The following is a 26,321-nucleotide window of genomic DNA, read 5'->3' on the forward strand; positions in this document are numbered from 1 at the left end:
CGCGTTGTTTTGGTTACTTGCCCATAAAGCAAAAAGCCCGCAGCAATGCTACGGGCCTTTTGTCTCAGTTTTGTCAGTTACACTTATGCAGCTTTAGAAGCTGAAAAAATGCTGTCGATTGTTTGCGCCAGTGCGCCGTCAAAATCTGGGTCAGGCTGATGGGCGGACAGACCTTCTGTCAATGCGCGTGAGAAGCTGGCGATCATACCCACATTGAGGCTCAAGAGGCTGTTGGCCTCGTTGCGTGAATAGCCGCCGGAAAGTGCGACAACGCGCATGACGCGTGGATCATTGATCAATGGGCGGTAAATATTGGCTTTTGTTGGCAATGAGAGCTTTAGCATAACTTGTTGGCCAAGCGGCACGCTATCAAGCTGTTTGGCGATTTGCTCTAGCAGGATTTCTTCGGCTTGGGCTTTATCAGCTATTGAGATTGTAACTTCTGGCTCAATGATTGGCACGAGACCATGGTCAAGGATTTGACGGCCAACTTCAAACTGCTGGGCGACATTGGCCGCGATGCCTGTTTCATTGGCCCCATTAATGACCGAGCGCATTTTTGTGCCGAAAACATTTTTAGACGCAGCACGTTTAAGAAGCGTGCTTAAATCGTCCATCGGCTTCATCAGCTGAACGCCGTTTTCTTCTGCCATCAAGCCTTTGTCGACTTTTAGAAATGGCACGACATTACAATCTTGCCAAAGGTAATCGGCTGTTGGTTTGCCGTCGACATCGCCGTCCATTGTGCGTTCAAAAAGGATCGCGCCGATAACTTTGTCGCCGTTAAAGGCAGGAGATTTCACAATGCGGCTGCGCATTTGGTGAATGAGCGCGAACATTTCGTTTTCGTCGCGGTAGGCGTTTTCTTCAATGCCGTAAAGCTTGAGCGCTTTGGGCGTTGAGCCGCCTGACTGATCAAGCGCAGCAATAAAACCATCATTTTTGGCAATTTTTTGAGCCATCAAATTATCAGACATGCGATTTTCCCTATCGTGACATCAACATTAGTGTTGCTCAAAATGAGCTGTTGGAACGCCATAACAGTGGATTTCAAAAATTTAAACAGGCTTTAAAATACTTAAAACGATTAAATTTTATTCAATCGTTTTAAGTGCTTAGAATTTTTCAAGTAAGGTTAAGAAGGCTTGGATATGTCCACAGAAATTCTGTGCATCGATGCAGCTGATTACCGAATCGAAACGGCCACCATGAATGACAAATCCATGATGGCCGCAAAATTGGTGAAATTGAATGGGGCTTAGCCGAGCGCTTTAACGCCTGGCAATTCTTTGCCTTCCATCCATTCAAGGAACGCACCGCCTGCGGTGGAAATGTAGGTAAAGTCGCCTGCAACGCCAGCCTGATTGAGTGCGGACACGGTATCACCGCCGCCAGCAACGGAAATCAAACGGCCGGACTTTGTTAATGCAGCTGCAGCTTTCGCCGTTGCCATTGTTGCCGTGTCGAAAGGCGGCATTTCAAACACGCCGAACGGACCATTCCAGATGAGCGTGTTGAGCTTGTCGAATTCAGCGATTACGTTTTTGACCGCTTCGTCGCCTGCATCCAGCGACATTTGGTCGTCGCGCAGTTTTGTTTCGCTATCAAAGGTGATGCTTTCCGTTGGAGCATTGGGCGCGAACTCTGTTGTTACGCGGCCATCAACGGGCAGCACGATGCGGCAACCGCTTTTTTCTGCTGCGGCCATGATCGCTTTGGCTTTGTCATGCATATCGGCTTCTTGCAGCGAGGCACCCATTTCAGCGCCATTGGCAGCGATGAAGGTGTTGGCCATGCCGCCGCCAATGATGAGCACATCAAGTTTGCCGACGAGGTTTTCTAAAAGATCGATCTTGGTTGAAACCTTTGCGCCGCCAACAACGGCACCAAGCGGACGCTTTGGATCGCCAAGGGCTTTGTTGAGCGCATTAAGCTCGGCTTCCATTGTGCGGCCAGCAAAGGCTGGTAGCAAATGGGCAAGACCTTCGGTTGAGGCATGGGCGCGGTGCGCTGCAGAAAACGCATCATTGATATAAATATCGCCGTTTTCAGCCAATGCTTTGGCAAATGCCGCATCGTTTTTTTCTTCGCCATCGTGGAAGCGTGTGTTCTCTAACAGAACAATATCGCCGCCTGTCATTTCGCCAACTTCTTTGGCAGCTTCTGCGCCAATGCAATTGTGGGCAAAATCAACACGGTGGTCCAGCACTTCTTCCAGCGCTTGCGCGATGGGGCGAAGGCTCATCTCTTCAACCACTTTGCCCTTTGGGCGGCCAAAATGGGCAAGAAGAACAACTTTGACGCCTTTGCGTGACAGTTCTTCAATTGTTGGCGCAATGCGCTGAAGGCGGGTTCTATCAGAAACCGCACCGTCGACGATGGGCACATTCAAATCGACGCGGACGAGGGCGCGTTTTCCGGCAATATCGTTTGGAAGATCGTCTAGCGTTTTGAAGGTCATGTTGTGTCCGTTAAAGCGTTTCGCGTTAATTGATTCTTTTTGTACCATGTTAAACGCGAAAAGCTCTTGTTAGCGCGTTGAACTTGTTGTCAATGCTATACCGATACCAAAGGCTGCCAGCAACACGCCGAGGCTTTGTTCAAGCGACTTTTTAATTTTAAGAAAAGCTTCGCGTATTGGTGTGAACGTAAAAAACATCGTGACCAGAACGAACCACAAAAATACACCGCCTGCCATGATGAAGCCATAGCCGACTTGTGTGAGGAGCGGGGTGGCGGGCGATGTGACCTGCACAAAAACCGATAGCGCAAACATTGTCGCTTTGGGGTTGGTTACATTTGTTAAAAAGCCCCAGCGCAAAGCGCGCCAGGGCGAAATGGCAGCTTTTGTTTCAACATTATCCATTTTGGACGAGGCGGTGCGATACATGGTGACGCCTAGAAATATTAAATAGGCAGCACCAATGAGCTTAAGTGTGTTGAACAAAAAGATAGATTGAGACACGAGCAGGCCGATGCCTGCCAGCGCGTAGGTGACATGTACGCCAAGGGCCAGCGCGATGCCGAGCGCCGTCATAATGCCTGAAAGGCGCCCGCCCATGAGCGCGTTGCGCACCACAACCACAAAGTCTGGGCCTGGCACAATGGCCACGATTATGGTGATCGAGATAACAGTGAAAAGTTCAAGCATGGCAGCGATTCCTAAAAGGTCAGCTATATTGACCTAAATGGAATCGCTATTGCTTGCAATCAAAACATCGAGTCGCCGCGCTCATTCATATAGGCCACTTCATCGGGTGTTGATGCACGGCCAAGGGCGGCGTTGCGCTTGGGAAAACGGCCAAAACGTTCGATGACTTTGGTATGGTTTAGCTGAAACTCATAAAGGTCATCACTAAGTTTGCGGAAAAGGTTCAGCCCTTCATTTTGAATGGCGAGGCTTTCGGCATGCATATAGGGCATATAGAGGAATTGCTGCTCTTTTTCGTTGAGCTTCATGTCGAGGCCTTGCGCGATCGTTTCTTGCGCCAGTGCGAGGGCCAAAGAATCGTTTTTGAAGGCATCGGCATGGCCGCGGTAAAGCTGGCGTGAAAATTGGTCGAGCGCGATAATTTCGGCCAAGCGGCCCTGCGGCGTGTCGCGCCATTCAAACAATTCGCAGCGTTCGGCCTTTTTCAAGGTGAGCATGAAACGGCTAGAGACTTCCGCATCAAATTCCGCCTTGCCGCCGAACCAATCTTTGCCGTCATGTTCTTTGAACCAGAAATCAAGAAGCGCTTGCGCGTCTGAATTCGTTGCAATGTCTTCAGGTCTCATAGTCCATCTCCATCAAAATCATCATCGCACCGATTTGCTTGGCCGATCCAATGTGTGCCGCGTTCATGCGAGCCGGGCATTTGCCGCCTTGCTGCCTTTCGCACAAGCCACGATATAAGCAACATAGCAACCGCAAGTGCGATCGCAATTATAATAAAAAGGAGAGGGCCATTTTGCATGGCCTGGTAATAGATAACTTATTCGGCAGGCTCAACCATAGACTGTTGCTTGCGTAGGTGCATAAACACGCCTTCGATTGCACCAGCCAAATAGGAAATGAGTAGCACGCCAACATAGGTTGAGTGTTCTAGTAGCTCTGCACGGTCACCCACGACCACGTCGAAAACGGCGAACCCAAAAAACACAAGTATGGATACAGCGATTGCACGGTCATTAAGACGGATGGCGCCGGGCTGATTTTTGGCAATTTTGTACATTGCCCAAAGAAACATAAAGGCGACGGCCGCTTCGATGATGCCGGCAAACATCAAAGTTCCCCATACGCCCTCTGGCCCATAGCCTAGACGGTCAAAATACATGGTAAACTTTTCTATGCGGTGATTGCCATACCAAAAGACAAAGCCAAGGTCCTGCCGTGCAAGGATTTTGTCAAATGCATTCATCATCCAAAACATGGCCCAGTAGCCAGCGACAACGGTAATGATGGGTCTGTTTAATAAATGTTTCATGGCTTTTCCTGCTCTTGATGCACAGTTCTAGCGTAATATTTTTGATTTTCCGTTCACGGGTAGGGTTAATAAAATAAACCTTATAGAGGTCTCAGCAATTCTATTTCGCAATAGTGAAATGATCGATTTCGTAGACATTTACACGCGCTGAAGTAGGGATGTCATTAACTCAGGTCAATATTCTTTAAGTGGGAGTAAGCTTAAGAGCTTGCTTGATAATTGGTGCAACTGTGTCTGCACTTATGCAGCGTTCTTTACAGTATTCAGATTGAAGCCATGTTTTTAGTGGCTTTTGCCCTTTGCTGCCCTTCGCACAAGCTAGGATATAAGCAACATAGCAACCGCAAGTGCGATCGCAATTAGTATAAAAAGAGGCGGGCCATTTTGCATGCGTTGAGGATAGTGCGGGATGGGGTTGGTTCAAATGGAAAGCGCGGCAACAGGTATGGTTTTTGCAGCGGTAATATGAATGGCGGCAGTGTGGGCCATGGCGATACTTCGCCGCGACTACTTCAGTTCTAGTTTTACCGACACGCCTAGTATATCGTGACTATTCACGTGGGGTATTAGACTCAGAGGCGTGTTTCCGCAAAAAGTCTTGCAATTCTTTTAGCACCGCAATGTTATGGAGGTTTATCTCAAATATTTCCTGCATTCTAGCCAAGGAAATCGAGATGGTACGTTTGTCGACACCAAGACTGTCGTTGTCCTTAAATCTAGCGTAAAAAATACAATCCAATTTACCGTTTCTGTTCTTTCTCCAAAGGCCATGAGAAAAATGATCTCTTACATCATTCGTTTCTGATAGCTTCGTATGGAAGCCATTGAGCCAATTCGCCTCTATGCCAGGATGATCTTTTAAAGCCTCGACCAAAGCATTAAGGCGGCCTCTGAAACTAGACATCGCCGACTTTTTAATTTGTTTATCTTTTGCTTCAAGGGGACCTCCGTAATAATCAATCAAGGTTCTTAGTAATTCATGTTCGAGTGCACCAAATGTTCGAGCACAGCGGCCAATCGCAGTATATTCCTCATCATTCATTTCGTTAAAATTTGAGAGTAGTTGGTTCATTCGCCTATCCTTGAAATGATCATTTCAGACATTGGAAAACTGCGCTGTCATTTGGTTGGCGCGAAGTTTGTCGAGGTCACGACATAATTCAAATTTCATAGGAACCCCTTCGCTCTGGTGAGCTGCAATATAGCATGAATTTTAGGCGATAATTGAGTATAACCTTATTTGCGTCACTGCCTAGAGCGTTAGCTTGAGGGTTACTTGCTCATGCCGATTGCGGACATGTTTATGAAGGAAGGCGAAATAGGCTTTGATAAAAAGCGCATTTTTGATTTTGCGACAGTGAATGCTTGATTTAATGCGGTCTAGAAAGCGTTGCTACGGCGGCAGGTGCTGCGTGCCTTTATCGCCAGAATGTTGCGATTGAGAGAATGAGTAGGGCCGCTAGAAAATAGTTTACCGCTGTCCACTGCCAATCTGTTTTCAACGTTCGTGCAAGGAATGAACCGAGCAATGCCCAAACCGTTAATGACAGCGTTGCGCATACAGCAAAAGTTACGGCCAGAATGGTCGCTAAAACAATAGGGTCATTTGCAAGTGCTGAAAACGAGCCAGCGACGCCAAGAGCCATTGCCCAAGCTTTTGGATTGATAATCAGCAACATTGCACCAGCGATGAACCCAATTGGTTTTGCCGCCGCATCAATGTCTTTAGGTGTGCCTGCGCGGGCGATTAAAAATGCGAGCCAAAGAAGATAAGCAGAGCCGACAATTTTCATTGCCAACGCAATCGAAGGCCATGCAACAATTATGGTGGCTAGACCCGTTCCAGAGACTGCAACCAAAAGTGCAAGAGCCGTGGCTATGCCAAAAATTAAGGGAAGAGAGCGAATGTAACCGAATTGCAAGCCCGATGCAGTCGCAAGCGAGGTCGCACCACCTGGAGAAATTGTGGCAGCTATCGCGAATGTCACCAATGGAATGTAAATCTGCAACATCGTTTATCTTTCCAGATTGATGCGTTTTGATAGCACAAATTTGTCAAAAAATTTAGATAATTAAATTCGGCTCAACAGTCGCATGATTGGTGTTTGGAATTTTAATTGATTGCGGGTGTGTTTTGGGTGACCTTGAGTTACTCTAGGCTACTTGCTCTTAAATTGCTCGATACGACGACATCATGGGAGAGACATTTTGAAAATTATTATGATTGGAGCTGAGGGCGATATCGGGCGTGCGGCATGTGCCGAACTATCCGAACGCCATGAGCTAATTAAAGTAGGCCGAAGCAGTGGTGATATTCACGCAGATATTTCCGACCGTGCATCGATTGAGGAAATGTACCGTAAAGTTGGGAAGGTCGATGCTGTGATTTCGACAGCAGGCAGCGTGCATTTTGGCTCACTCACGGACTTTACTGAAGAGCAATTCATGCTCGGTTTGCAAAATAAGGTGATGGGCCAAATCAATGTTGTCTTGGTCGGTATGAATTATGTTAGCGACGGTGGTTCTTTTACTTTGACCAGTGGCGTCCTTGATCGTGACCCCGTTAAACAAGCTACTGGAGCTGCCACCGCAAATGGCGCACTGGCTGGGTTTGTAAAAGGTGCATCTATAGAGATGCCAAGAGGCCTTCGTGTGAATGTCGTTAGTCCAGGGCTTCTTGAAGTATCAAAACCAAGATACGGAAGCTTTTTTCCAGGTCATGAAATGGTGTCTTCTGAACGCGTTGGGCTTGCCTACGTTAAAAGTATTGAGGGCGCTCTCACAGGCCAAGTGATTATCGTTGCATAATCAGACTATCTGGAACCTAACCTGGTTGCTCAAGCGGCTTAAAGAAATTGTATTGGGTGGGGGCGGCGCTTCTAGCTATCTGCACAAGCTTCCAGCCAAACGTCTGAACTATCTTTTGGTGCGCATGATCCTGAAACCAGCTTGCTAATTCGATCAACGCGCTCTTTGAGCTTATCATCATCAGTGCCTAGTCGGTATCGTGATGGCGCAATCAGGACCGCAACAAGACTGAGAAATTGTTGCTCGTCAATCTCGTTTGGTTGCTGTTCAAAGATTGTCTGACTGGCTTGATGAAAACCCGTGATCCAGCCGTTAGGCCCAGTGCCCATCTCAAGTGTGTCCAGCCAAAGCGCCATTATCTGCTCTTTGCTAAGTGTGCTCTCAAGGCCAAGCGCGTAGCCCGTTTGTCTTATTTTTGTAATTCCTGGCGTAAAGTTTTCAAAGCCGACACGCTTGGCGAGCGACTGCGTAATCGTTGTAGTGCCTGCGCCCGCTGTCATCATATCAACGCCAGAGTGATGCTCAAACTGCGGGTCTTGAACCGCAAGAAGCTGGCGATATCTGATTTCTCCTAGTGAGGCACCGCTTCGTCCTTCGCGCATAAGTTTGGCAGCTCGTTGTTCCAAATTGTCTGCATCACGAACAGCATCAAAATAACCAACGGCCCCATAACTAAAGGCTGCAATGATGAGCAAAATGATGCTGGTTGTTATAAATATAAATATCTTTTTCATGTGCATGTTTGTCCAGTTTAGCGAGGCAAGCGTGCATGATTTAAATAAATAGATGGGCGTTATGAGGGCGAAAAAGTGCCCAAATTGGGCTGTCTAAGCAGATTGTCCGAGTGGAAACACTGGAAGCCTAGCCGGACTTTTGCACGGTAAGCGCGTTAACTGGTGAGTGGATCGACGCATATAAACAAAAAAGCCGCCTGATTGCTCAAGCGGCTTTTTGAATTATTTATTGTCGCAATTCCGGACGCAAAACCGCTTCCCGTTTCGCAGGGAAACCATTCGCCGGATGGTTTCCTTTTCCGCTCAACTTGCTGGAATTGCTTGGTAGTTTAAATCAATTTGCCCATTGCAATGGCTGTATCAGCCATACGGTTTGAGAAGCCCCATTCATTGTCATACCAAGTCAAGATAGACACCATATTGCCATCCATAACGGCTGTTTTTTCCGCATGGAAAATCGATGAATGTGGATCATGGTTGAAATCGGAAGACACAAGCTTTTCGTCTGTATAGCCCAAAATACCCTTGAGCGCGCCTTCAGATGCTTTCTTGATAACCGCGTTGACTTCTTCAATTGTCGTGTCACGTTTGGCCAAGAATTTCAGGTCAACCAAAGATACGTTTGGTGTTGGTACGCGGATTGAAATGCCGTCCAGCTTGCCGTTTAGTTCTGGCAAAACAAGGCCAACAGCTTTGGCTGCGCCCGTTGATGTTGGGATCATGGAAAGCGCTGCTGCGCGGCCACGGTACAAATCGCTGTGCATTGTATCAAGCGTTGGCTGGTCGCCTGTATAAGAATGGATCGTTGTGACCATGCCCTTGTCGATGCCGATCTCGTTATTAAGAACGAAGGCAACCGGTGACAGGCAGTTTGTTGTACATGATGCGTTGGAGACAACGAGGTCGTCTTTTGTCAATGAATCATGGTTCACACCATAAACGATGGTTTTGTCTGCACCCGATGATGGCGCTGAAACAAGAACGCGTTTTGCGCCAGCTTCTAAATGGAATGAGGCTTTTTCTTTTGATGTGAAAATGCCGGTACATTCCATAACAACATCAATGTCCAATTCCTTCCAAGGAAGGTTTTTCGGATCGCGCTCGGCAAGAACTTTAAAGCTATCATCGCCGACTTTGATGGTCTCGCCTTCAACTGTGATGACACCCGGAAAGCGGCCATGGACTGAATCATAACGCATCAAATGGGCGTTTGTCTCAACAGGACCAAGATCGTTGATCGCAACGATATCGATGTCTGTGCGGCCTGATTCATAAATGGCACGCGCGACATTGCGTCCGATGCGACCAAAACCGTTAATGGCAATTCGAAGTTTCTTAGACATAAAGCCTCCATAAGTGTGGGAGTCACGCATGGTGGCGAAACCACCATTTTAGGAATTCAATCGATTAGTAAACTTAGTCGCAGAAAAAGCCAACTGTCGGGGGAGAATTATCTTGTCCCCCGATCAATGTATTCGTCGAAATTATGCTTCTTTTTTATGAAGCTTTGCTTCTGCCGCCGCCACAACTGCGTCTGCTGTGATGCCGAAGTGATTATAGAGATCATCAATCGGGGCAGATGCGCCGAATGAGTTCATGCCGATGAAATCACCGTCCCAGCCGATAAAGCGATCCCAGCTTTGGCGGATCGCCGCTTCAACCGCGATACGAACCTGCGCTTGTCCGATAATCGCTTTTTGATAATCAGCAGACTGTTTTTCAAACAGTTCCATACATGGCACAGAGATAACCCGTGTTGGATGACCCATTGCTTCAAGCTTTTCGCGGGCAGCCAATACGATTTCAACTTCTGAACCAGATGCAAACAATGTCACAACCGCATCATCAGATGCTGTTGCCAATTCATAAGCGCCGTAAGCACACATGTTTTCTTCATTGTATTCTTTGCGAACCGCTGGAAGGCCCTGACGTGTGAGCGCCAATGTGGACGGTGTCTTTTCGCTTTCCAATGCAAGCTGCCAGCATTCAGCTGTTTCGGTTACATCGGCAGGGCGGAACACATTGTGGTTTGGAATAGCGCGTAGCGACGCCAATTGCTCCACCGGCTGGTGGGTTGGACCATCTTCGCCAAGACCAATTGAATCATGCGTCATGACGAAAATATTGCGGATTTCCATCAAGGATGCGAGGCGCATAGACGGGCGGCAATAATCTGAGAAGATCAGGAATGCGCCGCCATAAGGAATGATACCGCCATGCAATGACATGCCGTTCATTGCCGCTGCCATGCCATGTTCGCGAATACCATAATAGATATAGCGACCGGAGAAATCGTCCGGTGTGATTGGCGTCATTTGCGGTGTTTTGGTATTGTTTGAGCCTGTCAAATCGGCAGAGCCGCCAATGGTTTCTGGCAAGGCTGCATTGATGACATTAAGCGCCATTTCAGACGCTTTACGTGTCGCCACTTTTGGCAAATCTTTAACAAGCTGCTTTTTGTAATCGGCAATCGCAGAGACAAAACCAGTTGGCAATTCACCGCGCATACGGCGTTCAAATTCGGCCTTTTGGCTTGAGCCAGCAAGACGTTTTTCCCAAGTGACACGTTCTTTGGCAGCGTTAAGGCCAACCAAGCGCCAATCGTCAAGAATTTCTGACGGTACTTCAAATGGTTCTGCTGACCAGCCAAGCGCTGCGCGTGTGCCTGCAATTTCTTCAGGTCCGAGCGGCGAGCCGTGTGCGCCTGATGTGCCAGCTTTGGTTGGTGCACCAAAACCGATTGTCGTGGCGCAGGCAATCATTGTTGGCTTGTCCGATGATTTTGCCTTTTCGATTGCTGCAGCAATTGCATCAGGATCGTGACCATCAACAGCTTCGGTTGCCCAGCCAGAGGCTTCAAAGCGCGCGCGCTGATCGGTTGAATCTGACAATGAAACAGCACCATCGATGGTGATTTTGTTGTCGTCCCATAGAACGATCAATTTGTTGAGCTTGAGGTGTCCTGCAAGGGAAATCGCCTCTTGGCTGATGCCTTCCATAAGGCAGCCATCGCCCACCAATGCATATGTGTAATGGTCAACAAGGTCGCCAGTGAACTCATCCGCAAGCTTGCGCTCTGCAATCGCCATGCCCACAGCATTGGCAATGCCTTGGCCAAGTGGGCCAGTTGTTGTTTCAATACCAGCGGCATGGCCATATTCAGGGTGGCCAGCTGTTTTTGCGCCGAGTTGGCGGAAATTCTTGATCTCATCAATCGTGATGTCTTCATAGCCTGTCAGATAGAGCAGGGAATAAAGCAGCATTGAGCCGTGACCCGCAGAAAGCACGAAACGGTCGCGGTCTGCCCATTTTGGGTTGGTTGGGTCAAATTTTAAAAACTTGGAGAAAAGGACAGTCGCAACGTCGGCTGCGCCCATCGGCAATCCTGGGTGCCCAGAGTTTGCTGCCTGTACAGCATCCATAGACAAAAAGCGGATTGCATTGGCCATCCGGTCATGTTTTTCACGTGTCATTTTTTAGGTCCATTTTCAGTGGGGGCGGCAAGTTTAAGGCTGCCTACTCAAATTTCGTGCGAGACATAGCAGGTGGGGTGTTTGAGTCAACAAATGCGTGTTGCGACGCATCATATTGGTTGTGAAGTCTTGATACAGTATTGATTTATAAAACCACAAAAATTGTTGATCAAGCCAATGATAGCTTGAAATCTGCGTCGATCAAAGGCTAGTTGAAGTTCTGTGTTATGGGACCATGCTAAGGCCTTATTGCCATTCAAGAAACATGGATGCCCAGCACCGACTATCTGCTGACGTTACGCCGAAGGGATATGATCGTTCGACAATGGCTGCGCCTCAAACATTAACCCAAGCGCTCAACCGCTTGGATAAAGCTCTGGCTAAATTAGAAGATGCGGTAGACCGCAATGTCGAAGTGCGCGCTGAATTCAAGGACGCAGAAGAAGAAGTGCAACGTCTGAATTCCGACCGTGCACGCTTGGCTGGTGAGCTTGATATATCAGAAGGCCGCGGCGAGCGCCTTGAAGAAGTTAATAAGGAAGTGTCGCGCCGTCTGGTTACGGCGATGGAAACAATCCGCGCGGTATTGGATAAGTAATGGCACAGGTTAATGTTACCATTGATGGCAAAAGCTACCGAATGGCCTGCGACCCGGGGCAGGAAGAGCATCTTGAAGCGCTGGCGGCCAAGTTCGACAAATATGTCGGCCATTTAAAATCATCCTTTGGCGAAATTGGCGACCAACGGCTCACCGTTATGGCGGGCATTATGGTGATGGATGAACTCACCGAACTGCAAAAGCGCGTTAAAGGCATTGAGACCGAAATGGAATCGCTGCGCCGCACCCGCGACGATGCGCTGAGCAAAGCCGACAAACGCGATGAAACGCTCGTTGAGCGCCTAACAACTGCCGCCGATAAAATTGACGAGATTGCGGGCAAGTTGGTTTAGGGGGGGGATTATGGCGGATGAAAAAGATTTAAAGGACGCATTGTCTGGAGAAAAAGATTTAGCATCATTTGATCTTAGTGGTGCTGATCTATCTGGCCACGATTTTGCTGGGTGTAATTTTGATAATTGTAATTTGAGGAACGCGAATTTATCAGATGCCAATCTTGAAGCTTGTGATCTAAGAAGTGCTACAATTCACGGTGTAAATTTTTCAAAATCGAATTTAACATCAGCAAAGTTTATGTGGGCCATTTCGGGCGTGATATTTTCCCATTCCAATCTTTCAAATGCAATGCTTAATACTTGTACTTTTATTGGTTGTAATTTTAATGAGGCGATTCTGGATAATGCTGATTTTTCAGAATCTGTTTTCCAAGAAGGTAACACTTTTGTTGATGCTAAAGTTAATTCGAATACAAAATTTAATCATGTTCAGATGCATAGATCATTGTCTAAGGACTCTGTTTTTTCTGAGTACGAGTATTCGAGGGGACACTTACATGCGCGGAAAACTGATAGTGGCTCTGTAAATGGGGCAGCGTTGAGCTCCACTGCGGTCAATGCTGAAGAAATAAATCAGGAAACTATTTCAACGCCTATTACAGAAAAAAAGACTCAAAAAGAAGCTGTTGATTTTAAAGTTGGTCAGCGACTAGCCGCGAAACCTGTTGCTTACAGTGCTCAATTAAATGAGTTGGCAGAATGGATGTCTGAACAGGTAGCGTGGTGGGAAAGCAAAAAGCCTAACCAAGACGATGCTGAGTGGACCAAACACTACGAGTTTCTAAAAAGTGCCACGAGCACGTTGTCAGAATTAAGTGAAACAGTCGCATCTCTATCAGGTCAAACTACGAGTACCGAAATTGAGCAGGCTGGAAACAGCGCTATTGTCGTGCAGAGCAATTTTGAAAAGTGGCTAGATGATTTTAGTGGGTTTGTCAGTAGCACTGGAAAATCTGTGGGGATGCTATCTGTGATTACGGGAGCCACTTACGCTGTCTCAGCAATTACAGGTGTTGATACAAATATGACCTTTGGAGTTGTTACCGCTGCTATAGGGGGGCGTGATCTTGCGGAGAACATTGGTAAAGCGATAGGAAAGTCATAGGCTAAACTTCACACATTGAACACGAAGAAAATTATGTACCCCGTTCTCATGTTTAAAGATTGCACGGAAACAAACTAAACCATCTCCACCCACTTACCGCCTATTGCGGCGGGCACGTATTGCTTCGGGTAATGCGATAAACAGCAGCATCATCGCGGCAATCACAAACAGCCAATAATCGATAAGGCCGAACAGAAGCACGCCGCAAATGCCGCCGATGGTAAAGCAAGCGAGGGTTAAGCTGTGTAGTTTGAGCTTTGGCACGGCTTCGCGTTTTAACTGGTCGCTTCCTGCGAGCGCGGCGAGTTCGATGCCGATATCGGTTGCCATGCCTGACACGTGGGTCGTTCGCACGCGCGCCTGCGTTATCATCGTGGTGACAGCGTTTTGAAGGCCCATCACAAAACTCAAGATGATGAGGAGGAACATTTCTGGTGTTGTGTCTGCCAGCAAGATGAAGACCGCGCTCAAGCCCAACAGAATAATGGCCTCAGCGGCAATCGCTAAGGCGAATATAGATTTGAGCTGGAAACGCTCGCCCGTTTGTATGGCAAGCGCGGTTATGCCTGCGCCGCAGATGAAGGCTAATGTTAATCCTGCAAAAGACAGTGCAATCATGATCGAGCCATGTGCGAGATAGTCTGCAAAGGCGGATATATTGCCTGTCATATTTGCCGTGAATGATCCGGCAACCATGAAACCTACCGCGTTTAGCGCGCCTGCAATGGAGGAAAGAAGGCCTGCTAAAAGCAGGTCAACACTCGCGGTTCGTTCATCACCAACGCTGATTAGCATTACGTGGCCTTTTCAATTTCTATCAGCAAAGTGTTAGAACTCCGCGATAGGCTTTGTAAAGCTGTGCGGCGGTGACAAGCGTGTGCTGCAAAAAATAAAACACCCCCGCAGAATTTTGCGAGGGTGTTTATGGGATGTTTTAGGCGGGGCCAATGCTGACCCCGCTTTATGTTTTAAAGGTTGATGCGGAAGCGGGCGAAACCGTCTGCGCCATCGCCAGCTTCTTCGATTTTTACGCCTTTGACATTGGCGGCATATTGCTTGGCTTTCGGGCCTGTATCGAACACAACCGATGTGCCTTCCAGTTCTTTGAATGTCCAATTGCCGTCTGCGCTTGGGCTGATCGTGCCTTGCTCGACAATATAGCGCACGATCACATCGCGGTTGGTGTCTGGGCCTTCAAAGATGATTGTATCGCCCAATGCGCCTGGAAACTGGCCGCCGCCGCTGGCGCGGTAATTGTTGGTTGCCACCACAAAGCGTGCTTCTGGATCAATCGGCTTGCCGTCAAATTGCAAATCGACAATGCGGTTTGCATCTGGATTAACCGCGACGCCATCACCATCGAATTTTGATGGTTGTGACAGATCAATCTTATAGGTCACGCCGTCCATCACATCGAAATTATAAGATGGGAATTCAGGGTTGAGCAGTTCTTGATCTGCTTTGCCAAGTTCTACCTGATTGAACATGCCTGCTGAACGCTCCAGCCAGTCTTTGACCTCTGCGCCAGAAACTTCAACCGCGCGAACCGTGTTTGGATAAAGATAAAGGTCGGCCACGTTTTTAATCGCCACATCGCCTTCGGCAACATCTGTATAATAGTCAGGGCCGCCGCGGCCTCCAGCTTTAAACGGTGCTGCTGCCGATAGAATTGGCAGGCCTTCCCATTTTGTGCCTTGCATCATTTCAGCAATATACCATTGCTGGGCTTGGCTGACGATTTGCACCGATGGGTCATCGGCAACCAGCGCAAAGTAAGAATAGAGTGGCGCATCGGTTTTGCCGACAGAGCGGCGCACATAGGCGAGCGTCTCGTCATGTTCTTTTTGAACGCTGGCGAGTACATCTTCTTGGCTTTCAACAAGGGCTGTCACTTTGCGATCATCGCCGCGCATGGAAATTGGGCGCGCTTCGGTGGTGCTGGTGACGATTTTCCACTCATTGCCGTCTTTCTCTAACATCAGATCAATCAGGCCAAGGTGCGATCCCCAGAAGCCGCCCATCGCGGCAGGCTTGCCGTGAATGGTGCCTTTGGCAACGTCCACACCAGCAAAGTCGCTGAACTTTTCGCTTGGAAATACGAGGTGGTTATGGCCCGTCATCAGCGCATCAATGCCTTTGACTTCTGCAAGTGGTACAGAGGCGTTTTCCATGCCGTCTGTGCGTTTTGCATCGCCAATACCAGAGTGGGAAAGCGCGATGATAATGTCTGCGCCAGCTTCTTTCATCTCAGGCACATAGGCTTCAGCTGATTCCACAATATCGCGGGCCTGAACTTTACCTTCTAAATGTTTGCGGTCCCAGTTCATCACTTGCGGCGGCACAAAACCGATAAGGCCGATTTTAATGGCGTGCTCATTGCCAGCACCGTCTTTGACCATTTTGTCGAGGATTACATAGGGCTTAAGCAGCGTTTTGTCGGCGCGTGGATTAGCGCCCATTTCTTTGGCGATATTGGCCGATACGACAGGGAAATTAGCACCAGCCAGCGCTTTCATCAAAAAGTCGAGGCCATAGTTGAACTCATGATTGCCGAGCGTTGAGGCTTCATAGCCAAGCGTGTTCATGGCCTGAATGACCGGATGCATGTCGCCTTCTTTCATGCCGCGCTCATAGGCGATGTAATCACCCATCGGATTGCCTTGCAGAAAATCGCCATTATCGACCAGCATTGAGTTGGTGGATTCAGCGCGAATTTCCTTGATGATGGAAGCCGTGCGCGCAAGGCCAACGGTGTCTGTTGGCATGTCGCTATAATAATCATACGGGAAAACATGGACGTGAAGGTCGGTTGTTTCCATAAAGCGCAAATGCACCTGGTTTGCTGAAGCATTGGCGGAAAACGGGTGCAACACGGCAAGCGCTGTCACGGCAGCAGCGCCGCCTAAAAACTGGCGACGTTTCATGAGCATGATTTGGGACATAGTGTTCTCCTGATGAGTGTTTTGCTGGTGCAAGTTGGGCACGGCATTCTTGATGTTGTCAATCGCCTAAGCAAGTTGTGTGACAGGTGTATTACAGGCAGCAAAGTGAAAAAGGGCGGTCCCATAATTCCGCCATAAGTTCTGTTTAGCGCAGCTTTATGCGTGTTTTATCTACCATTAAATTTGTGAAGCCCTTCGCGGGGCTTGTTGTCTTAGCGTCGATTTCTCCGCTAATTTCCCCGCCGCTTGCTCATGGGCAGGCACTTTCTTGGAAGCAAGAAAAGTGCGTGCGTTATTCGGATGCATGGGACAAGGCGATTACGCTTTACGATAAAGACAAAATGAGTGCGGATTTTGTAGCCGAACATGAGCGCTTCATTAAAGCGAAATGCGACCATGATATTCGCGTTTGTCCGGTGTCAGATTATGATTTAGAAGTTGCCAATGCGATGGTTGTCGCGTCCATGAATGCGGGAACGGCAAGCACGTTTCCGCCTTTTACGTGCCGCGATGAGAACAAAGAACTTCCCAATTTTAAGGGCAAATAATGAGCAGATTAGCGCTTCTTTTCACCGTGATTATTTTTGCGATCGTGCCACAAGCAGCAAGCGCAAAGACGATTTGCACTATTGTGATCGATGCTGCTTCATCTGACATTTTGCATGAGGATGGCAAATGCGATACCCGCGCTACGCCTGCTTCAACGTTCAAAGTTGCGCTTGCCTTGATTGGTTTTGATGCTGGCTATTTGAAGTCGGCGCAATCACCTGTTTTGCCATTTAAAGAAGGTTACGTGGATTGGGCTGGAAAACAATGGCGGCAAGACACAACGCCGGAGCGTTGGATGCGCTATTCAGTTGTTTGGTATTCACAGCAAATTACCCATGCTTTGGGCGCTCAACGCATAAGTGATTATTTGCAGAAGATCGGTTTCGGCAATGCCAATTTTTCAGGCGATAAAGGCTTTAACAACGGGCTTGAGCGGGCATGGATTGCCTCGTCGCTTGAGATTTCACCGCGCGAACAAGTGCACTATTTATCGCGCATGCTGAACCATGAATTGCCGGTGAGCGCCAAGGCTGTGGAGCTGACGAAAAGCATTGTGCAGATCGATCAGGCACAGAACGGCTGGACAGTTCACGGCAAGACAGGTCTTGCCTTTCCGCGCAATGCAGATCGCAGCTTTAACCGCTCACGCGGCTTTGGCTGGTATGTCGGCTGGGCCGAAAAGGATGGCAAGCAAGTTGTGTTTGCACGATTGCTTCAAGACGAAAAACGCCAGAAGGAAACGCCTTCAACACGCGCGAAAGCCAGCTTGCTGAATGATTTATCCGCGCTGATCGAGTGATTGCCGCCGCGCCAACCATTTGTCCAAGGCAATGAGTGCAAGTGCAAACAGGCAAAAGGTAAATGCGATAAGCAGCGTGTTGCGGATGAACTCGAAGGTCGAAAGCTGGGTTAAATCCAAGAACCAATAGGCATACCAACCGTCGAGCGCACCGCGCGTTACGGCATATAAAAGATAAGCCATTGGGGCTGCGACGGCCAAAAGTGCATCGCGCCAAACAAGTTTTCCATGATGGCTAAGATACCATGCCAGTAAGAACATGATGGGGGACACATCATGCAGGCCGCGGTCTACAACCAACTGCCATCCGGTGGGGGACCAGGCCGAGCGCAAGGCGACCGAATAGACAAAGCCGACCAATGCGATTGAAGCGGCGGTGATCATTCTGGCGCGTGCATTGTTTAAAAAGGAAGGCTTTGAAAACACCATGGCAGTGGCAACAAGTGCGACAGCAATGTTGGTTAGGATGGTGAAAAATCCGAAATATCGCCAAACCGCTTCAAGAACAGTGGCACCTTCGCCAGTCATTTGATTGATAATCAGAACGAGCTGCACGCCGAGGCAAAACCAGACGACTATCGCCGTCATGGCTGGTACTGATTTTTCCAAAGGCATACGCATTAGCATTCAACCTTGTTGAGCGTTCTGTTCAGGCCCAGCTCTGGTGCGCCGCCTTCAACCGTGGCGTATTTATCCGTTATAATATTGGTAAGGTCAACGGATTGGATTCGACCTTCTTTGGCGAAGCTGTAAGTGGTGGTATGCTGCGAAACTGCGCCTTCAAAACGTCCTTGCGCTGTTCATTCAACTGCGACAACCTCTTATATTTACCCTTTGCTGCACGCTGAAGTTACACTTGACATGCAGGTAAATGCCTGCGTATTTGATGTTGAATGGAAAAACATATGGATGATGACAAGGTTTTCAAAGCGCTGAGTGATTCAAGTCGCCGCACATTGCTTGATTTGTTATGTGCGGAAAACGGCCAGACGCTAGGGCAGCTTTGTGAAAATTTGGAGATGGCGCGGCAATCGGTGACACAGCACCTTGGTTTGCTAGAAGCCGCCAATCTGATCAGCACGGTAAAGCGAGGCAGAGAGAAGCGTCATTACATCAACCCTGTGCCACTGCATGACGTTTATGTGCGGTGGGTTCAAAAATTCGAAGTGCAGAGGCTTGGCCTTCTGCATGATCTTAAAACCGAACTGGAAGGGAACACACAATGACCGCGCAAAGAGCAAGCTTCGTCTATGTGACTTATATACGTTCGACAGCAGAAAAAATATTTGAAGCCATCACAAAGCCAGAAATTGCACGCGTGTACTGGGGTCATTCAAATGTATCTGATTGGACGCCCGGTTCAAAGTGGGAACATGTGCGCAATAGTGATGCAACGATATCGGATATTGTTGGCAAAGTTGTTGAACATGATCCACCCAAACGCTTGGTTATGACTTGGGCTGCGGCTTCGCAAGCTGATGACGCTGACCAATATAGCCGTGTTACTTTCGATATAGAGTCTAACAAGGACGGTATGGTCAAACTCACCGTATCACATGACGAATTGCAGCCGGATAGTAAAATGCAAAGCGGTATTACACAGGGCTGGCCGCTGGTGTTGTCCAGCATGAAATCCTTTCTTGAAACCGGACAAGGCTTTGATCTTTAATTTTTGCACCGTCTCTGGATGATCTTCCGTATCCGATAATTAAGATCACTGGGAATGAGCGCCGTTTGGCGATAAAACACTGCGAGGAATTGATGACTAATCTTACGATAACAACATATGATTGGGTTCCCGAAGGTCCGCGTGGTTTTGTACGCGATCTGCGCCTAAGATGGGCATGTGAGGAAGCTGGCTTTCCCTACAAGGTGGAGACTACGCCGTTTAAAGACAGAGGTGACGCGCATTTTAAGCACCAATCTTTCGGGCAGGTTCCATGGCTTAGCGATGGCGATATTTCGATTTTTGAAAGCGGTGCTGGATTGCTGTATCTTGCCCGTAAAAGCGAAACATTGATGCCGCGCTCAATTCTATGGAGATGCTGACAGTTCCTTGGTGGCTGTTGGAAGTCGCTGGCGCTAAGGAGAATAATCTCACCGGCTGGCTTGAAAGCCGACTTGGTCACATGGAAAGTGTTTTTAAAAAGCGGGAATGGTTGGCCGCTGACCGTTTTACGGTTGCTGATTTGCTCATGGCCGACATTCTGCGCATTGGTAAGATTCGCTCTTTCGGCGAGCGCCCTGCAACAGAGGCCTATGTGGCGCGGCTAACGCAGCGGCCGGCATTTAAAAAAGCTTATGCCGACCAGATGGCGCATTTTGCGGAAACTGATTGAAAACCACATAGTTGAATCTTCAGTAGATTAGCGTGGTAATATAATTGCCAAAACAACGCTTCTACCCATTCATCCATTAAAAAGGCGGCGCCATAGGTGACCGCGCTACCAGCTTTAAAGCTTGATACGTATCGGGCAAAAATTCATTAAGTTTAGCCCTTTCATAAGGCTACAAATATCCCTATATCTGTTGAGCTGACTGCGCTTTGCGGCAGAAGACAAAATTCTCGGGACCTTACGCATTCTAAGGGAGCTGGCGCTGATTAGGCTCGTGGGCTTTTTCAACTGGCACCCACCTACACAGTTAGGTTCACCGGGATGCATCTCTTCACCGATTGTTGTGGTTGGCATTTTCGTCCGGTATGGGTGCACTATCTGTGCTTATTCTAACCATATTATCAGGACGTACTAAGGTGGCAATCAATCAACCACTTACCAAAAATGAAATGCGAAAAGCGGCTTTAGCTGCACGTGATGCAATGCTCAATGCTGAACGCATTGAGGCCGGATTAGCGCTCACAAGCTATAGCGATGCGCTGGACATTGAAGCTGGCCAGATTGTTTCTGGCTTTTTCCCCATACGATCAGAGATTGATATTCGCCCTTTAATGGCTGAATTGGCGACAAAGTTTAACGCCAAGCTTTGTCTTCCTGTTGTGATTGATCAACAGACGATAGAATTTCGCCATTATTTGCACGGTGCTGAATTGGTGCCAACGGGTTTTGGAACCTATGGGCCAAGCGAAGATGCAGACGTGCTTGACCCTGATGTTTTGCTGATCCCGCTTGCTGCTGTTGATCGTCAGGGCAACCGGATTGGCTATGGCGGGGGATATTATGACCGCGCCATTGAAAAGCTGCACATTAAAGGCAAAACGCCAAAACTGATTGGTGTTGCGTTTGAAAGCCAGCGTGTCGTCAAGATAGAGGCTGAAGCCCATGATATTGCGCTGCATGCTGTGCTGACAGAAAATGGGTTGCAAGTTATTAGCACTGCCAAGTAGAACGCTCAGATGCGTATTTTATTTCTAGGCGATATGGTTGGCCGATCTGGCCGCACAGCGGTTTTTGATCAGCTTCCTGGTTTGATTTCGGACCATAAACTCGATTTTGTGATTGTGAACGGCGAAAACGCCGCCGCAGGGTTTGGTATTACCGGTGCTATTTTTCAGGCAACGATTGATGCTGGCGCCGATGTGGTGACGACTGGCAATCATGTGTGGGACCAGAAGGAAGCTTTGGGCGTTGCGGCGCGTGAAGATCGTTTTCTGCGCCCTGGAAACTATCCGCCTGGCACGCCTGGGCGCGGCATGGGCGTTTATGAAGCGCGCAATGGCGCACGCGTTATGGTGTCCAACATCATGGGCCGCGTGTTTATGCATCCTGATCTTGATGACCCCTTTGCATGTGCTTCCGCGCAGCTTGAAGGCGGTGCATTGGGCTCGGTTTTTGATGCGGTGGTGTTTGATTTTCATGCAGAAGCCACATCTGAAAAGATGTGTTTTGGACATTTTGTTGATGGGCAGGCGAGCCTAGTTGTTGGCACGCACACCCATATGCCAACGGCTGATCACCATATTATGGAAGGCGGTACGGCCTATATGAGTGATGCTGGCATGTGCGGCGATTATAATTCGTCACTTGGCATGGACAAAGAAGAGCCGCTTAATCGGTTTTTGACGAAAGTGCCAAAAGGCCGATTTGAGGCTGCTGATGGGCCTGCAACGCTATGCGGTGTTTGTGTGGAAACATCAGACCGCACGGGCTTGGCAGAAAAAATTGCGCCACTGCGGATTGGGCCGCGTTTAAGCGAGACAATGCCAGAATGGTGGTAAAGGGCGTGATATATTGCGTTTGGCGGGGGCTTTAGGCTCGTAATGCCATAAGTTCGACAGCTCTTTTGCCTGATCGCGTGATGGCATCAAACACAACGCGGTTACGGCCTCTGTGTTTGGCATGATAAAGATTTTTGTCTGCGTGTTTCATGATCTCTGAAACGTTTTGCTCTTTGGCAGCAAACACTGCACCAATAGACACGGTGAAGTTAAAAGGTTTATCGGCACCCACATCAATCGGTGATTTAGCAACTTTTTCGCGGATACGCTCTGCAATTTCATAGGCCTGTCTTTTGTTGAGCAGGCGCAGGTAAATACCAAATTCTTCGCCGCCCAAACGACCCACGAAGTCGTCTTCTCTGATCGTGTCGCGGATAACATTGGTAATCGTCATTAGCGCGGCGTCGCCAACATCATGGCCATATGTGTCGTTGATTTTCTTGAAGTTGTCTGCATCCAACATCAGAAAATAGCCTTCCTGCACTTCTTCTTGGCGGCAAGATTCGACATTGCGAACGAAATGCACACGGTTGAAGACGCGTGTCATCGGATCAATTGAAGCCTCATAGCGGGCGATTGCAGTCTCGCGTTCTAAGTTTTCATTGGTCGATAATAGTTGGAGATTTGTTTTGTTCAGCCGTTCATTTTGCTTGAAAAATACAAATCCAAGAGGGATAGCAACAATCGTAGATATGATTGGGGCAAGCATAATTGCGGGTTCTAACATGTGCGGCATAAGTGCCTGAACAATAGCATAGGTGACGACCTGTGCACCGACTACTGCCCATCCCATAACGAGAAGCATTTGTTTTGTAAGACTAAACATCATTCACCCTCTTTAGAGTGAACGTAACGTAAGGTCTTGAATATCAGTTTAATCAATAAGGTAAATTAATTGCTATTTAATCGTTAAAATGCCGACTTAGTCAAAGAAGTCGATGATCGGTTCGTAGGTTTTACAAAGTCGGACGTGGCAGTTAGCGCGATCCTTTGACGGCACGAGCGCAGGTTCAGCTCTTTCATCCCTTTTGCAAAACCGATCGCCCGAAACATAGCGATCATAGAGCGTATAATTTGCAACGCGTTTTGATGGATAACGCAGAATAGCTGCACCATCACGGTTTAGAATGTTTTGAATATTCGCACATGTTGTTTGGGGCGTGTCGACGCGCTCAATTGCAAATGCCGGCGTCGTTAATGCCAACGCCGTTATTGTGAGTGCTATACGGCTTATCGTGTTACTCATTATCAACCTCCTCAATCCATGCTGCATAAAGCCGCGTTTTTGAGGCGAAATAATGTTATGCAAAGGCTGGGCGCAACGATGTGCAGAAACTAGTGCTTCATGCCTTTTTTACGCGCTGCTGCAATGAGCTTCATTTGCTTGCCGCCATAGTTTTTATCAAGATAATCCATTGTGCTATGAATGATCACCGGTGGAATCTGGTCAAACGGTGCACTGGAAGCATGATTGGCTTCATCTTTGGTTTTTCCGCTCTCCAGCGCGGTCAGAAAAATATAACCGCGTATAGTGAGATGGCCGCGGCGGGTGTTTTCTTTTAAAAACCACCAGATGCAGATGCCGATAACAATGATTGTTAGGGCGATTTTTGAAAGCATAATTTAAGTCCGCTGGTAGGCGCAAATGAGCGCATCATAATTTTCAGGCTGGCCTTCATAGGTTAAATCGCCTTGCGGCAGCACAACCCAATCTTGCTTGGATTTGATCCATATATGACCAGCAGGTTTTATCCAAGATGCTTCTAAAGCTGCTTTTTAAACGCGTGACACACCGCGCCACATTGGCAGCCTCATACTCTTCTAAAACGGCTCACTTTAAAATCCTCGTTTGGGCGCTGGACGTTTCGCTTGTTCTTTTCTACAAGCAGGCATCAAAACCAATCGCTAAAATAAGAGACTTTTATGGCTGGTCATTCGAAATTTAAAAATATTCAACACCGTAAGGGCCGTCAGGATAAACTGCGCTCTAAGATTTTCTCGCGTCTTTCCAAGGAGATCACGGTTGCTGTGAAAATGGGCGGCGGTACTGTCGATCCGGATATGAACCCACGTTTGCGTCTGGCTATTCAGAACGCCAAGGGTCAATCCATGCCCAAGGACAATATCGCCCGTGCGATCAACAAGGGTTCTGGCGGGGATGCCGAGGACTATAAAGAAATGCGCTATGAGGGCTATGGCCCAGGCGGCGTTGCCATTGTTGTTGAAGCGCTCACAGACAATATCAATCGTTCAGCCTCTAACATTCGCTCAGCTTTTGCTAAAAACGGTGGTGCCCTTGGCGAGACAGGTTCTGTTTCGTTCATGTTCGACCGTGTTGGCGAAATCACCTATAAGCCAGAAGCTGGTGATGTTGATGCTGTGATGGAAGCTGCCATCGAAGCTGGTGCCGAAGACGTTGTTTCTGAGGAAGAAGGTCACACGATTACATGTGCCTTTGAGGATCTGGGTTCAGTTTCAAAGGCGCTTGAAGCTGCGCTTGGCGAAGCAGAATCTGTCAACATTATCTGGCGTCCGCAAAACCAAACGCCTGTTGATGAAGAGAAAGCCGCGACATTGATGCGTCTGCTTGATGTGCTTGATGAAGATGATGATGTTCAGAATGTTTTCTCAAACGAAGATATTGCTGAAGACGTTCTGGCAAAACTCGACGCATAGGTTTCACGCTTTTATCGTTTGATTTGGAATGTTGTACTACTAAAGTGCAATATTCCGCTACGTCATATGGCAAGCCTCACGCAATCGTTTGCATATAGTTTCTAACTTATGCGACGTTGCGGGGAGGCAATTGCGATGATTGAACCAATGCTGAAGGCCGAGGAAGCGGAGGACGCTTACCTCGATTTGGATGCTGAACAGCTTGCTGAAAATCTAAATCCCGAAGGTATGGCCGATGTGATTGCCCATGTTGGCGGGCAGATCAGCACTTTGGCGGTTAATATTGCCGATACTTCCGGTATTGTGGGGGATGTTGCCAGTGCTATGGCCAAGCAATCCGATGCTTTTGCAGATGTTTATTCCTCCGCCGAAGAAATTGCGGTTGCCAATGTTCAATTGTCTGACGTTTTGAGCCAAGCAACGAGTATTGCTGATGGTGTGCAGCAGGGTTTGAAATCAACGACAGCCTCGGTTGAAGAGATTTTTACCGCCGCCTCAAGTGATATCACAGCGATGGCTCAATCGGCCGATACGGTCACGAACGAGTTTTCTGGCGTTAAAGAGAAAATTTCAGAAGTCTATAATTACTCAGAATCAATTCAGAAAATTGCAAGCGAAACACAAATGCTTGCGATCAATGCAGGCATTATTGCCACCAGAGCCGGTGATGCGGGCAAAGGGTTTTCGATTATTGCTAGTTCCGTGCGCGAATTGGCGGTGCAAACATCAGAAGTTTCAAAAAATATTACGGCCCGTTTAAACGCGCTTGAAGCGACCGTTAGCGAACTTGTGAAACATGGTGAAACCAGCCGCAAACTGGCCGCCGAAGCCATGGTGCGTTCTGAGAAAATTGACGCTGAATTTGGGCGGTTTCGCGAATTTGGTGATCAAGTCGATACATTGACGGCTTCAATCGGAGAGATTGTTGGTCCTGTGAACCGCAATTCAGAGCTTTGCGGGCGCATCATTGATACGATGGGCACGCTCAATGGTGAAGTAAAGGTCAATACCGCCGCACTGAGCGACACATCCAACAAGTTTGATACATTGGTTAGCTTTACCGAAGAAATGATCTTGCTGATTGAGCAAAGCGGTGTGGAAACCGAAGATTCGCAGATCATACGTCACTGTGTTGATGCTGCAGAGCGAACCGCTGCGCTTTTTGAACAAGCTATAGCGGAGGGGACAATGAGTATCTCCGCGCTGTTTGATGAAAATTATCATCCGATCCTGAATAGTAACCCGCAGCAAGTGCGCACGCAGTTTACCGATTTTACCGACCGCGTGATGCCGGATATTCAAGAACCGTTTTTAGAACTTGATACGCGTATTGCGTTTTGTGCTGCGATTGACCGTAACGGCTATCTGCCGACGCATAATAATATCTATTCGAAGCCACAATCGAACGATCCGATTTGGAATGCTGCCAATTGCCGAAATCGGCGCATATTTAATGATCGCACTGGACTGGCAGCAGGACGTAATACAAAGCCATTTCTAATGCAGACCTATCGCCGCGATATGGGGGGCGGTGTTTTTTCACTTATGAAAGATTTGTCCGCACCGATCTTTGTTCAAGGCAGGCATTGGGGCGCGCTTAGAGTGGGCTGCAAGATTGCGAACTAAGTGCTTACACTATGT

28 protein-coding genes and 1 pseudogene are annotated in these 26,321 nt (G+C 48.1%); 13 read left to right on the top strand and 16 right to left on the bottom strand.

All coding sequences use genetic code 11. The features are described 5' to 3' along the window. Window positions 1-83: 83 nt before the first annotated feature. The 7 genes from N530_RS0110020 to N530_RS0110065 all read right to left on the bottom strand — a co-directional run bounded on the left by N530_RS0110020 (window position 84) and on the right by N530_RS0110065 (window position 6,478). Window positions 84-977, bottom strand: a complete 894-nt coding sequence (locus N530_RS0110020) for a fructose bisphosphate aldolase (RefSeq protein WP_026480597.1) — start codon at window positions 975-977, stop codon at window positions 84-86. A 281-nt stretch (window positions 978-1,258) separates the two neighbouring features. Continuing rightward, the gene (pgk, locus tag N530_RS0110030) at window positions 1,259-2,461 is read right to left on the bottom strand and encodes a phosphoglycerate kinase (RefSeq protein WP_026317377.1); all 1,203 of its coding nucleotides are present in this window, start codon (window positions 2,459-2,461) and stop codon (window positions 1,259-1,261) included. Between the two features lie 69 nt (window positions 2,462-2,530). After that, window positions 2,531-3,151, bottom strand: a complete 621-nt coding sequence (locus N530_RS0110035; protein ID WP_026480598.1) for a LysE family transporter — start codon at window positions 3,149-3,151, stop codon at window positions 2,531-2,533. A 59-nt stretch (window positions 3,152-3,210) separates the two neighbouring features. Further along, a complete protein-coding gene (locus N530_RS0110040; protein ID WP_051540880.1) occupies window positions 3,211-3,777 on the bottom strand; it encodes a DUF924 family protein in 567 nt (188 codons plus the stop codon). 197 nt (window positions 3,778-3,974) lie between these two features. After that, a complete protein-coding gene (locus tag N530_RS0110050; protein WP_026480601.1) occupies window positions 3,975-4,466 on the bottom strand; it encodes a hypothetical protein in 492 nt (163 codons plus the stop codon). 550 nt (window positions 4,467-5,016) lie between these two features. Further along, complete coding sequence (locus tag N530_RS0110055) at window positions 5,017-5,538, bottom strand: hypothetical protein (protein ID WP_035266852.1); 522 nt, start codon at window positions 5,536-5,538, stop codon at window positions 5,017-5,019. Between the two features lie 346 nt (window positions 5,539-5,884). Then, a complete protein-coding gene (locus N530_RS0110065; RefSeq protein ID WP_026480603.1) occupies window positions 5,885-6,478 on the bottom strand; it encodes a LysE family translocator in 594 nt (197 codons plus the stop codon). A 196-nt stretch (window positions 6,479-6,674) separates the two neighbouring features. On the opposite strand from N530_RS0110065, the gene N530_RS0110070 reads away from it, so the two are divergent. After that, window positions 6,675-7,274, top strand: a complete 600-nt coding sequence (locus N530_RS0110070; RefSeq protein ID WP_026480604.1) for a short chain dehydrogenase — start codon at window positions 6,675-6,677, stop codon at window positions 7,272-7,274. 71 nt (window positions 7,275-7,345) lie between these two features. Here N530_RS0110070 and N530_RS17820 read toward each other — a convergent pair whose 3' ends face one another. From N530_RS17820 to tkt, 3 genes are all read right to left on the bottom strand, one after another. Beyond that, window positions 7,346-8,008, bottom strand: coding sequence for a transglycosylase domain-containing protein (locus N530_RS17820; RefSeq protein ID WP_035266855.1), 663 nt, complete (start codon window positions 8,006-8,008; stop codon window positions 7,346-7,348). 329 nt (window positions 8,009-8,337) lie between these two features. After that, window positions 8,338-9,351, bottom strand: a complete 1,014-nt coding sequence (gene gap / locus N530_RS0110080) for a type I glyceraldehyde-3-phosphate dehydrogenase (protein WP_026480605.1) — start codon at window positions 9,349-9,351, stop codon at window positions 8,338-8,340. Window positions 9,352-9,492: 141 nt separating this feature from the next. Next, a complete protein-coding gene (tkt, locus tag N530_RS0110085; protein ID WP_026480606.1) occupies window positions 9,493-11,481 on the bottom strand; it encodes a transketolase in 1,989 nt (662 codons plus the stop codon). Window positions 11,482-11,806: 325 nt separating this feature from the next. Here tkt and N530_RS0110090 point away from each other — a divergent pair, with 325 nt between their 5' ends. From N530_RS0110090 to N530_RS18610, 3 genes are read left to right on the top strand one after another with little or no spacing between them, the layout of a single operon-like run. Then, window positions 11,807-12,079: a DUF4164 domain-containing protein gene (locus N530_RS0110090; RefSeq protein WP_026317379.1), complete on the top strand. Its 273-nt coding sequence runs from the start codon at window positions 11,807-11,809 to the stop codon at window positions 12,077-12,079. After that, a complete protein-coding gene (locus N530_RS0110095) occupies window positions 12,079-12,432 on the top strand; it encodes a cell division protein ZapA (RefSeq protein WP_018689190.1) in 354 nt (117 codons plus the stop codon). The genes N530_RS0110090 and N530_RS0110095 overlap by 1 nt, the downstream gene beginning before the upstream one ends. Before the next feature lie 10 nt (window positions 12,433-12,442). Continuing rightward, on the top strand, window positions 12,443-13,540 hold the full coding sequence (locus N530_RS18610; protein WP_051540881.1) for a pentapeptide repeat-containing protein: 1,098 nt from the start codon (window positions 12,443-12,445) through the stop codon (window positions 13,538-13,540). 93 nt (window positions 13,541-13,633) lie between these two features. On the opposite strand, the gene N530_RS0110105 is transcribed toward N530_RS18610, so the two are convergent. Together N530_RS0110105 and N530_RS0110110 are read right to left on the bottom strand one after the other, a co-directional pair. Further along, window positions 13,634-14,335, bottom strand: a complete 702-nt coding sequence (locus N530_RS0110105) for a YoaK family protein (protein WP_026480607.1) — start codon at window positions 14,333-14,335, stop codon at window positions 13,634-13,636. 173 nt (window positions 14,336-14,508) lie between these two features. Next, window positions 14,509-16,482 carry a bifunctional 2',3'-cyclic-nucleotide 2'-phosphodiesterase/3'-nucleotidase gene (locus N530_RS0110110; RefSeq protein ID WP_026480608.1) on the bottom strand — a complete coding sequence of 658 codons (1,974 nt, stop codon included), beginning with the start codon at window positions 16,480-16,482 and terminating at the stop codon, window positions 14,509-14,511. Window positions 16,483-16,640: 158 nt separating this feature from the next. Here N530_RS0110110 and N530_RS0110115 point away from each other — a divergent pair, with 158 nt between their 5' ends. Both N530_RS0110115 and blaOXA read left to right on the top strand, forming a co-directional pair. Then, window positions 16,641-17,030 (top strand): hypothetical protein, encoded by a 390-nt coding sequence (locus tag N530_RS0110115; protein WP_026480609.1) that lies wholly within the window; start codon window positions 16,641-16,643, stop codon window positions 17,028-17,030. Beyond that, window positions 17,030-17,830 carry a class D beta-lactamase gene (gene blaOXA, locus N530_RS0110120; protein ID WP_035266857.1) on the top strand — a complete coding sequence of 267 codons (801 nt, stop codon included), beginning with the start codon at window positions 17,030-17,032 and terminating at the stop codon, window positions 17,828-17,830. Before N530_RS0110115 ends, blaOXA begins: the two co-directional genes overlap by 1 nt. Here blaOXA and N530_RS0110125 read toward each other — a convergent pair. Beyond that, on the bottom strand, window positions 17,810-18,451 hold the full coding sequence (locus N530_RS0110125; protein WP_026480611.1) for a Pr6Pr family membrane protein: 642 nt from the start codon (window positions 18,449-18,451) through the stop codon (window positions 17,810-17,812). The genes blaOXA and N530_RS0110125 overlap by 21 nt on opposite strands. Before the next feature lie 284 nt (window positions 18,452-18,735). Between N530_RS0110125 and N530_RS0110130 the strand changes: the two genes are divergently transcribed. The 5 genes and pseudogenes from N530_RS0110130 to N530_RS0110150 all read left to right on the top strand — a co-directional run bounded on the left by N530_RS0110130 (window position 18,736) and on the right by N530_RS0110150 (window position 22,004). After that, window positions 18,736-19,056 (top strand): helix-turn-helix transcriptional regulator, encoded by a 321-nt coding sequence (locus tag N530_RS0110130; RefSeq protein ID WP_026480612.1) that lies wholly within the window; start codon window positions 18,736-18,738, stop codon window positions 19,054-19,056. Further along, a complete protein-coding gene (locus N530_RS0110135) occupies window positions 19,053-19,499 on the top strand; it encodes an SRPBCC family protein (protein WP_026480613.1) in 447 nt (148 codons plus the stop codon). The genes N530_RS0110130 and N530_RS0110135 overlap by 4 nt, the downstream gene beginning before the upstream one ends. A 92-nt stretch (window positions 19,500-19,591) precedes the next feature. Beyond that, window positions 19,592-20,169 (top strand): annotated as a pseudogene (locus tag N530_RS17830) (glutathione S-transferase family protein). Window positions 20,170-20,615: 446 nt separating this feature from the next. After that, window positions 20,616-21,173, top strand: a complete 558-nt coding sequence (locus N530_RS0110145; RefSeq protein WP_035266910.1) for a 5-formyltetrahydrofolate cyclo-ligase — start codon at window positions 20,616-20,618, stop codon at window positions 21,171-21,173. Between the two features lie 9 nt (window positions 21,174-21,182). Next, window positions 21,183-22,004, top strand: coding sequence for a YmdB family metallophosphoesterase (locus N530_RS0110150; protein WP_018689202.1), 822 nt, complete (start codon window positions 21,183-21,185; stop codon window positions 22,002-22,004). 31 nt (window positions 22,005-22,035) lie between these two features. Here N530_RS0110150 and N530_RS18615 read toward each other — a convergent pair whose 3' ends face one another. The 3 genes from N530_RS18615 to N530_RS0110165 form a co-directional block, all read right to left on the bottom strand. Next, a complete protein-coding gene (locus N530_RS18615; RefSeq protein ID WP_051540882.1) occupies window positions 22,036-22,833 on the bottom strand; it encodes a GGDEF domain-containing protein in 798 nt (265 codons plus the stop codon). 93 nt (window positions 22,834-22,926) lie between these two features. Continuing rightward, window positions 22,927-23,250 carry a hypothetical protein gene (locus N530_RS17840; protein WP_018689204.1) on the bottom strand — a complete coding sequence of 108 codons (324 nt, stop codon included), beginning with the start codon at window positions 23,248-23,250 and terminating at the stop codon, window positions 22,927-22,929. Between the two features lie 89 nt (window positions 23,251-23,339). Further along, window positions 23,340-23,624 carry a hypothetical protein gene (locus tag N530_RS0110165; protein ID WP_026480615.1) on the bottom strand — a complete coding sequence of 95 codons (285 nt, stop codon included), beginning with the start codon at window positions 23,622-23,624 and terminating at the stop codon, window positions 23,340-23,342. Window positions 23,625-23,927: 303 nt separating this feature from the next. Between N530_RS0110165 and N530_RS0110175 the strand changes: the two genes are divergently transcribed. Both N530_RS0110175 and N530_RS0110180 read left to right on the top strand, forming a co-directional pair. After that, window positions 23,928-24,680 carry a YebC/PmpR family DNA-binding transcriptional regulator gene (locus tag N530_RS0110175; protein ID WP_018689207.1) on the top strand — a complete coding sequence of 251 codons (753 nt, stop codon included), beginning with the start codon at window positions 23,928-23,930 and terminating at the stop codon, window positions 24,678-24,680. A 135-nt stretch (window positions 24,681-24,815) separates the two neighbouring features. Then, window positions 24,816-26,306 (top strand): methyl-accepting chemotaxis protein, encoded by a 1,491-nt coding sequence (locus N530_RS0110180; RefSeq protein ID WP_026480617.1) that lies wholly within the window; start codon window positions 24,816-24,818, stop codon window positions 26,304-26,306. The last annotated feature ends 15 nt before the right edge of the window (window positions 26,307-26,321 follow it).

The organism is Ahrensia sp. 13_GOM-1096m (assembly GCF_000620605.1).
Taxonomy (GTDB): Bacteria; Pseudomonadota; Alphaproteobacteria; order Rhizobiales; family Rhizobiaceae; genus Ahrensia; species Ahrensia kielensis.

Bases quoted from the DNA above. Each gene is read 5' to 3' on its own strand.
- N530_RS0110020 (WP_026480597.1), bottom strand. From the start codon at position 977: ATGTCTGATAATTTGATGGCTCAAAAAATTGCCAAAAATGATGGTTTT.
- pgk (WP_026317377.1), bottom strand. From the start codon at position 2,461: ATGACCTTCAAAACGCTAGACGATCTTCCAAACGATATTGCCGGAAAA.
- N530_RS0110035 (WP_026480598.1), bottom strand. From the start codon at position 3,151: ATGCTTGAACTTTTCACTGTTATCTCGATCACCATAATCGTGGCCATT.
- N530_RS0110040 (WP_051540880.1), bottom strand. From the start codon at position 3,777: ATGAGACCTGAAGACATTGCAACGAATTCAGACGCGCAAGCGCTTCTT.
- N530_RS0110050 (WP_026480601.1), bottom strand. From the start codon at position 4,466: ATGAAACATTTATTAAACAGACCCATCATTACCGTTGTCGCTGGCTAC.
- N530_RS0110055 (WP_035266852.1), bottom strand. From the start codon at position 5,538: ATGAACCAACTACTCTCAAATTTTAACGAAATGAATGATGAGGAATAT.
- N530_RS0110065 (WP_026480603.1), bottom strand. From the start codon at position 6,478: ATGTTGCAGATTTACATTCCATTGGTGACATTCGCGATAGCTGCCACA.
- N530_RS17820 (WP_035266855.1), bottom strand. From the start codon at position 8,008: ATGAAAAAGATATTTATATTTATAACAACCAGCATCATTTTGCTCATC.
- gap (WP_026480605.1), bottom strand. From the start codon at position 9,351: ATGTCTAAGAAACTTCGAATTGCCATTAACGGTTTTGGTCGCATCGGA.
- tkt (WP_026480606.1), bottom strand. From the start codon at position 11,481: ATGACACGTGAAAAACATGACCGGATGGCCAATGCAATCCGCTTTTTG.
- N530_RS0110090 (WP_026317379.1), top strand. From the start codon at position 11,807: ATGGCTGCGCCTCAAACATTAACCCAAGCGCTCAACCGCTTGGATAAA.
- N530_RS0110095 (WP_018689190.1), top strand. From the start codon at position 12,079: ATGGCACAGGTTAATGTTACCATTGATGGCAAAAGCTACCGAATGGCC.
- N530_RS18610 (WP_051540881.1), top strand. From the start codon at position 12,443: ATGGCGGATGAAAAAGATTTAAAGGACGCATTGTCTGGAGAAAAAGAT.
- N530_RS0110105 (WP_026480607.1), bottom strand. From the start codon at position 14,335: ATGCTAATCAGCGTTGGTGATGAACGAACCGCGAGTGTTGACCTGCTT.
- N530_RS0110110 (WP_026480608.1), bottom strand. From the start codon at position 16,482: ATGTCCCAAATCATGCTCATGAAACGTCGCCAGTTTTTAGGCGGCGCT.
- N530_RS0110115 (WP_026480609.1), top strand. From the start codon at position 16,641: ATGCGTGTTTTATCTACCATTAAATTTGTGAAGCCCTTCGCGGGGCTT.
- blaOXA (WP_035266857.1), top strand. From the start codon at position 17,030: ATGAGCAGATTAGCGCTTCTTTTCACCGTGATTATTTTTGCGATCGTG.
- N530_RS0110125 (WP_026480611.1), bottom strand. From the start codon at position 18,451: ATGCGTATGCCTTTGGAAAAATCAGTACCAGCCATGACGGCGATAGTC.
- N530_RS0110130 (WP_026480612.1), top strand. From the start codon at position 18,736: ATGGATGATGACAAGGTTTTCAAAGCGCTGAGTGATTCAAGTCGCCGC.
- N530_RS0110135 (WP_026480613.1), top strand. From the start codon at position 19,053: ATGACCGCGCAAAGAGCAAGCTTCGTCTATGTGACTTATATACGTTCG.
- N530_RS0110145 (WP_035266910.1), top strand. From the start codon at position 20,616: ATGCGAAAAGCGGCTTTAGCTGCACGTGATGCAATGCTCAATGCTGAA.
- N530_RS0110150 (WP_018689202.1), top strand. From the start codon at position 21,183: ATGCGTATTTTATTTCTAGGCGATATGGTTGGCCGATCTGGCCGCACA.
- N530_RS18615 (WP_051540882.1), bottom strand. From the start codon at position 22,833: ATGATGTTTAGTCTTACAAAACAAATGCTTCTCGTTATGGGATGGGCA.
- N530_RS17840 (WP_018689204.1), bottom strand. From the start codon at position 23,250: ATGAGTAACACGATAAGCCGTATAGCACTCACAATAACGGCGTTGGCA.
- N530_RS0110165 (WP_026480615.1), bottom strand. From the start codon at position 23,624: ATGCTTTCAAAAATCGCCCTAACAATCATTGTTATCGGCATCTGCATC.
- N530_RS0110175 (WP_018689207.1), top strand. From the start codon at position 23,928: ATGGCTGGTCATTCGAAATTTAAAAATATTCAACACCGTAAGGGCCGT.
- N530_RS0110180 (WP_026480617.1), top strand. From the start codon at position 24,816: ATGATTGAACCAATGCTGAAGGCCGAGGAAGCGGAGGACGCTTACCTC.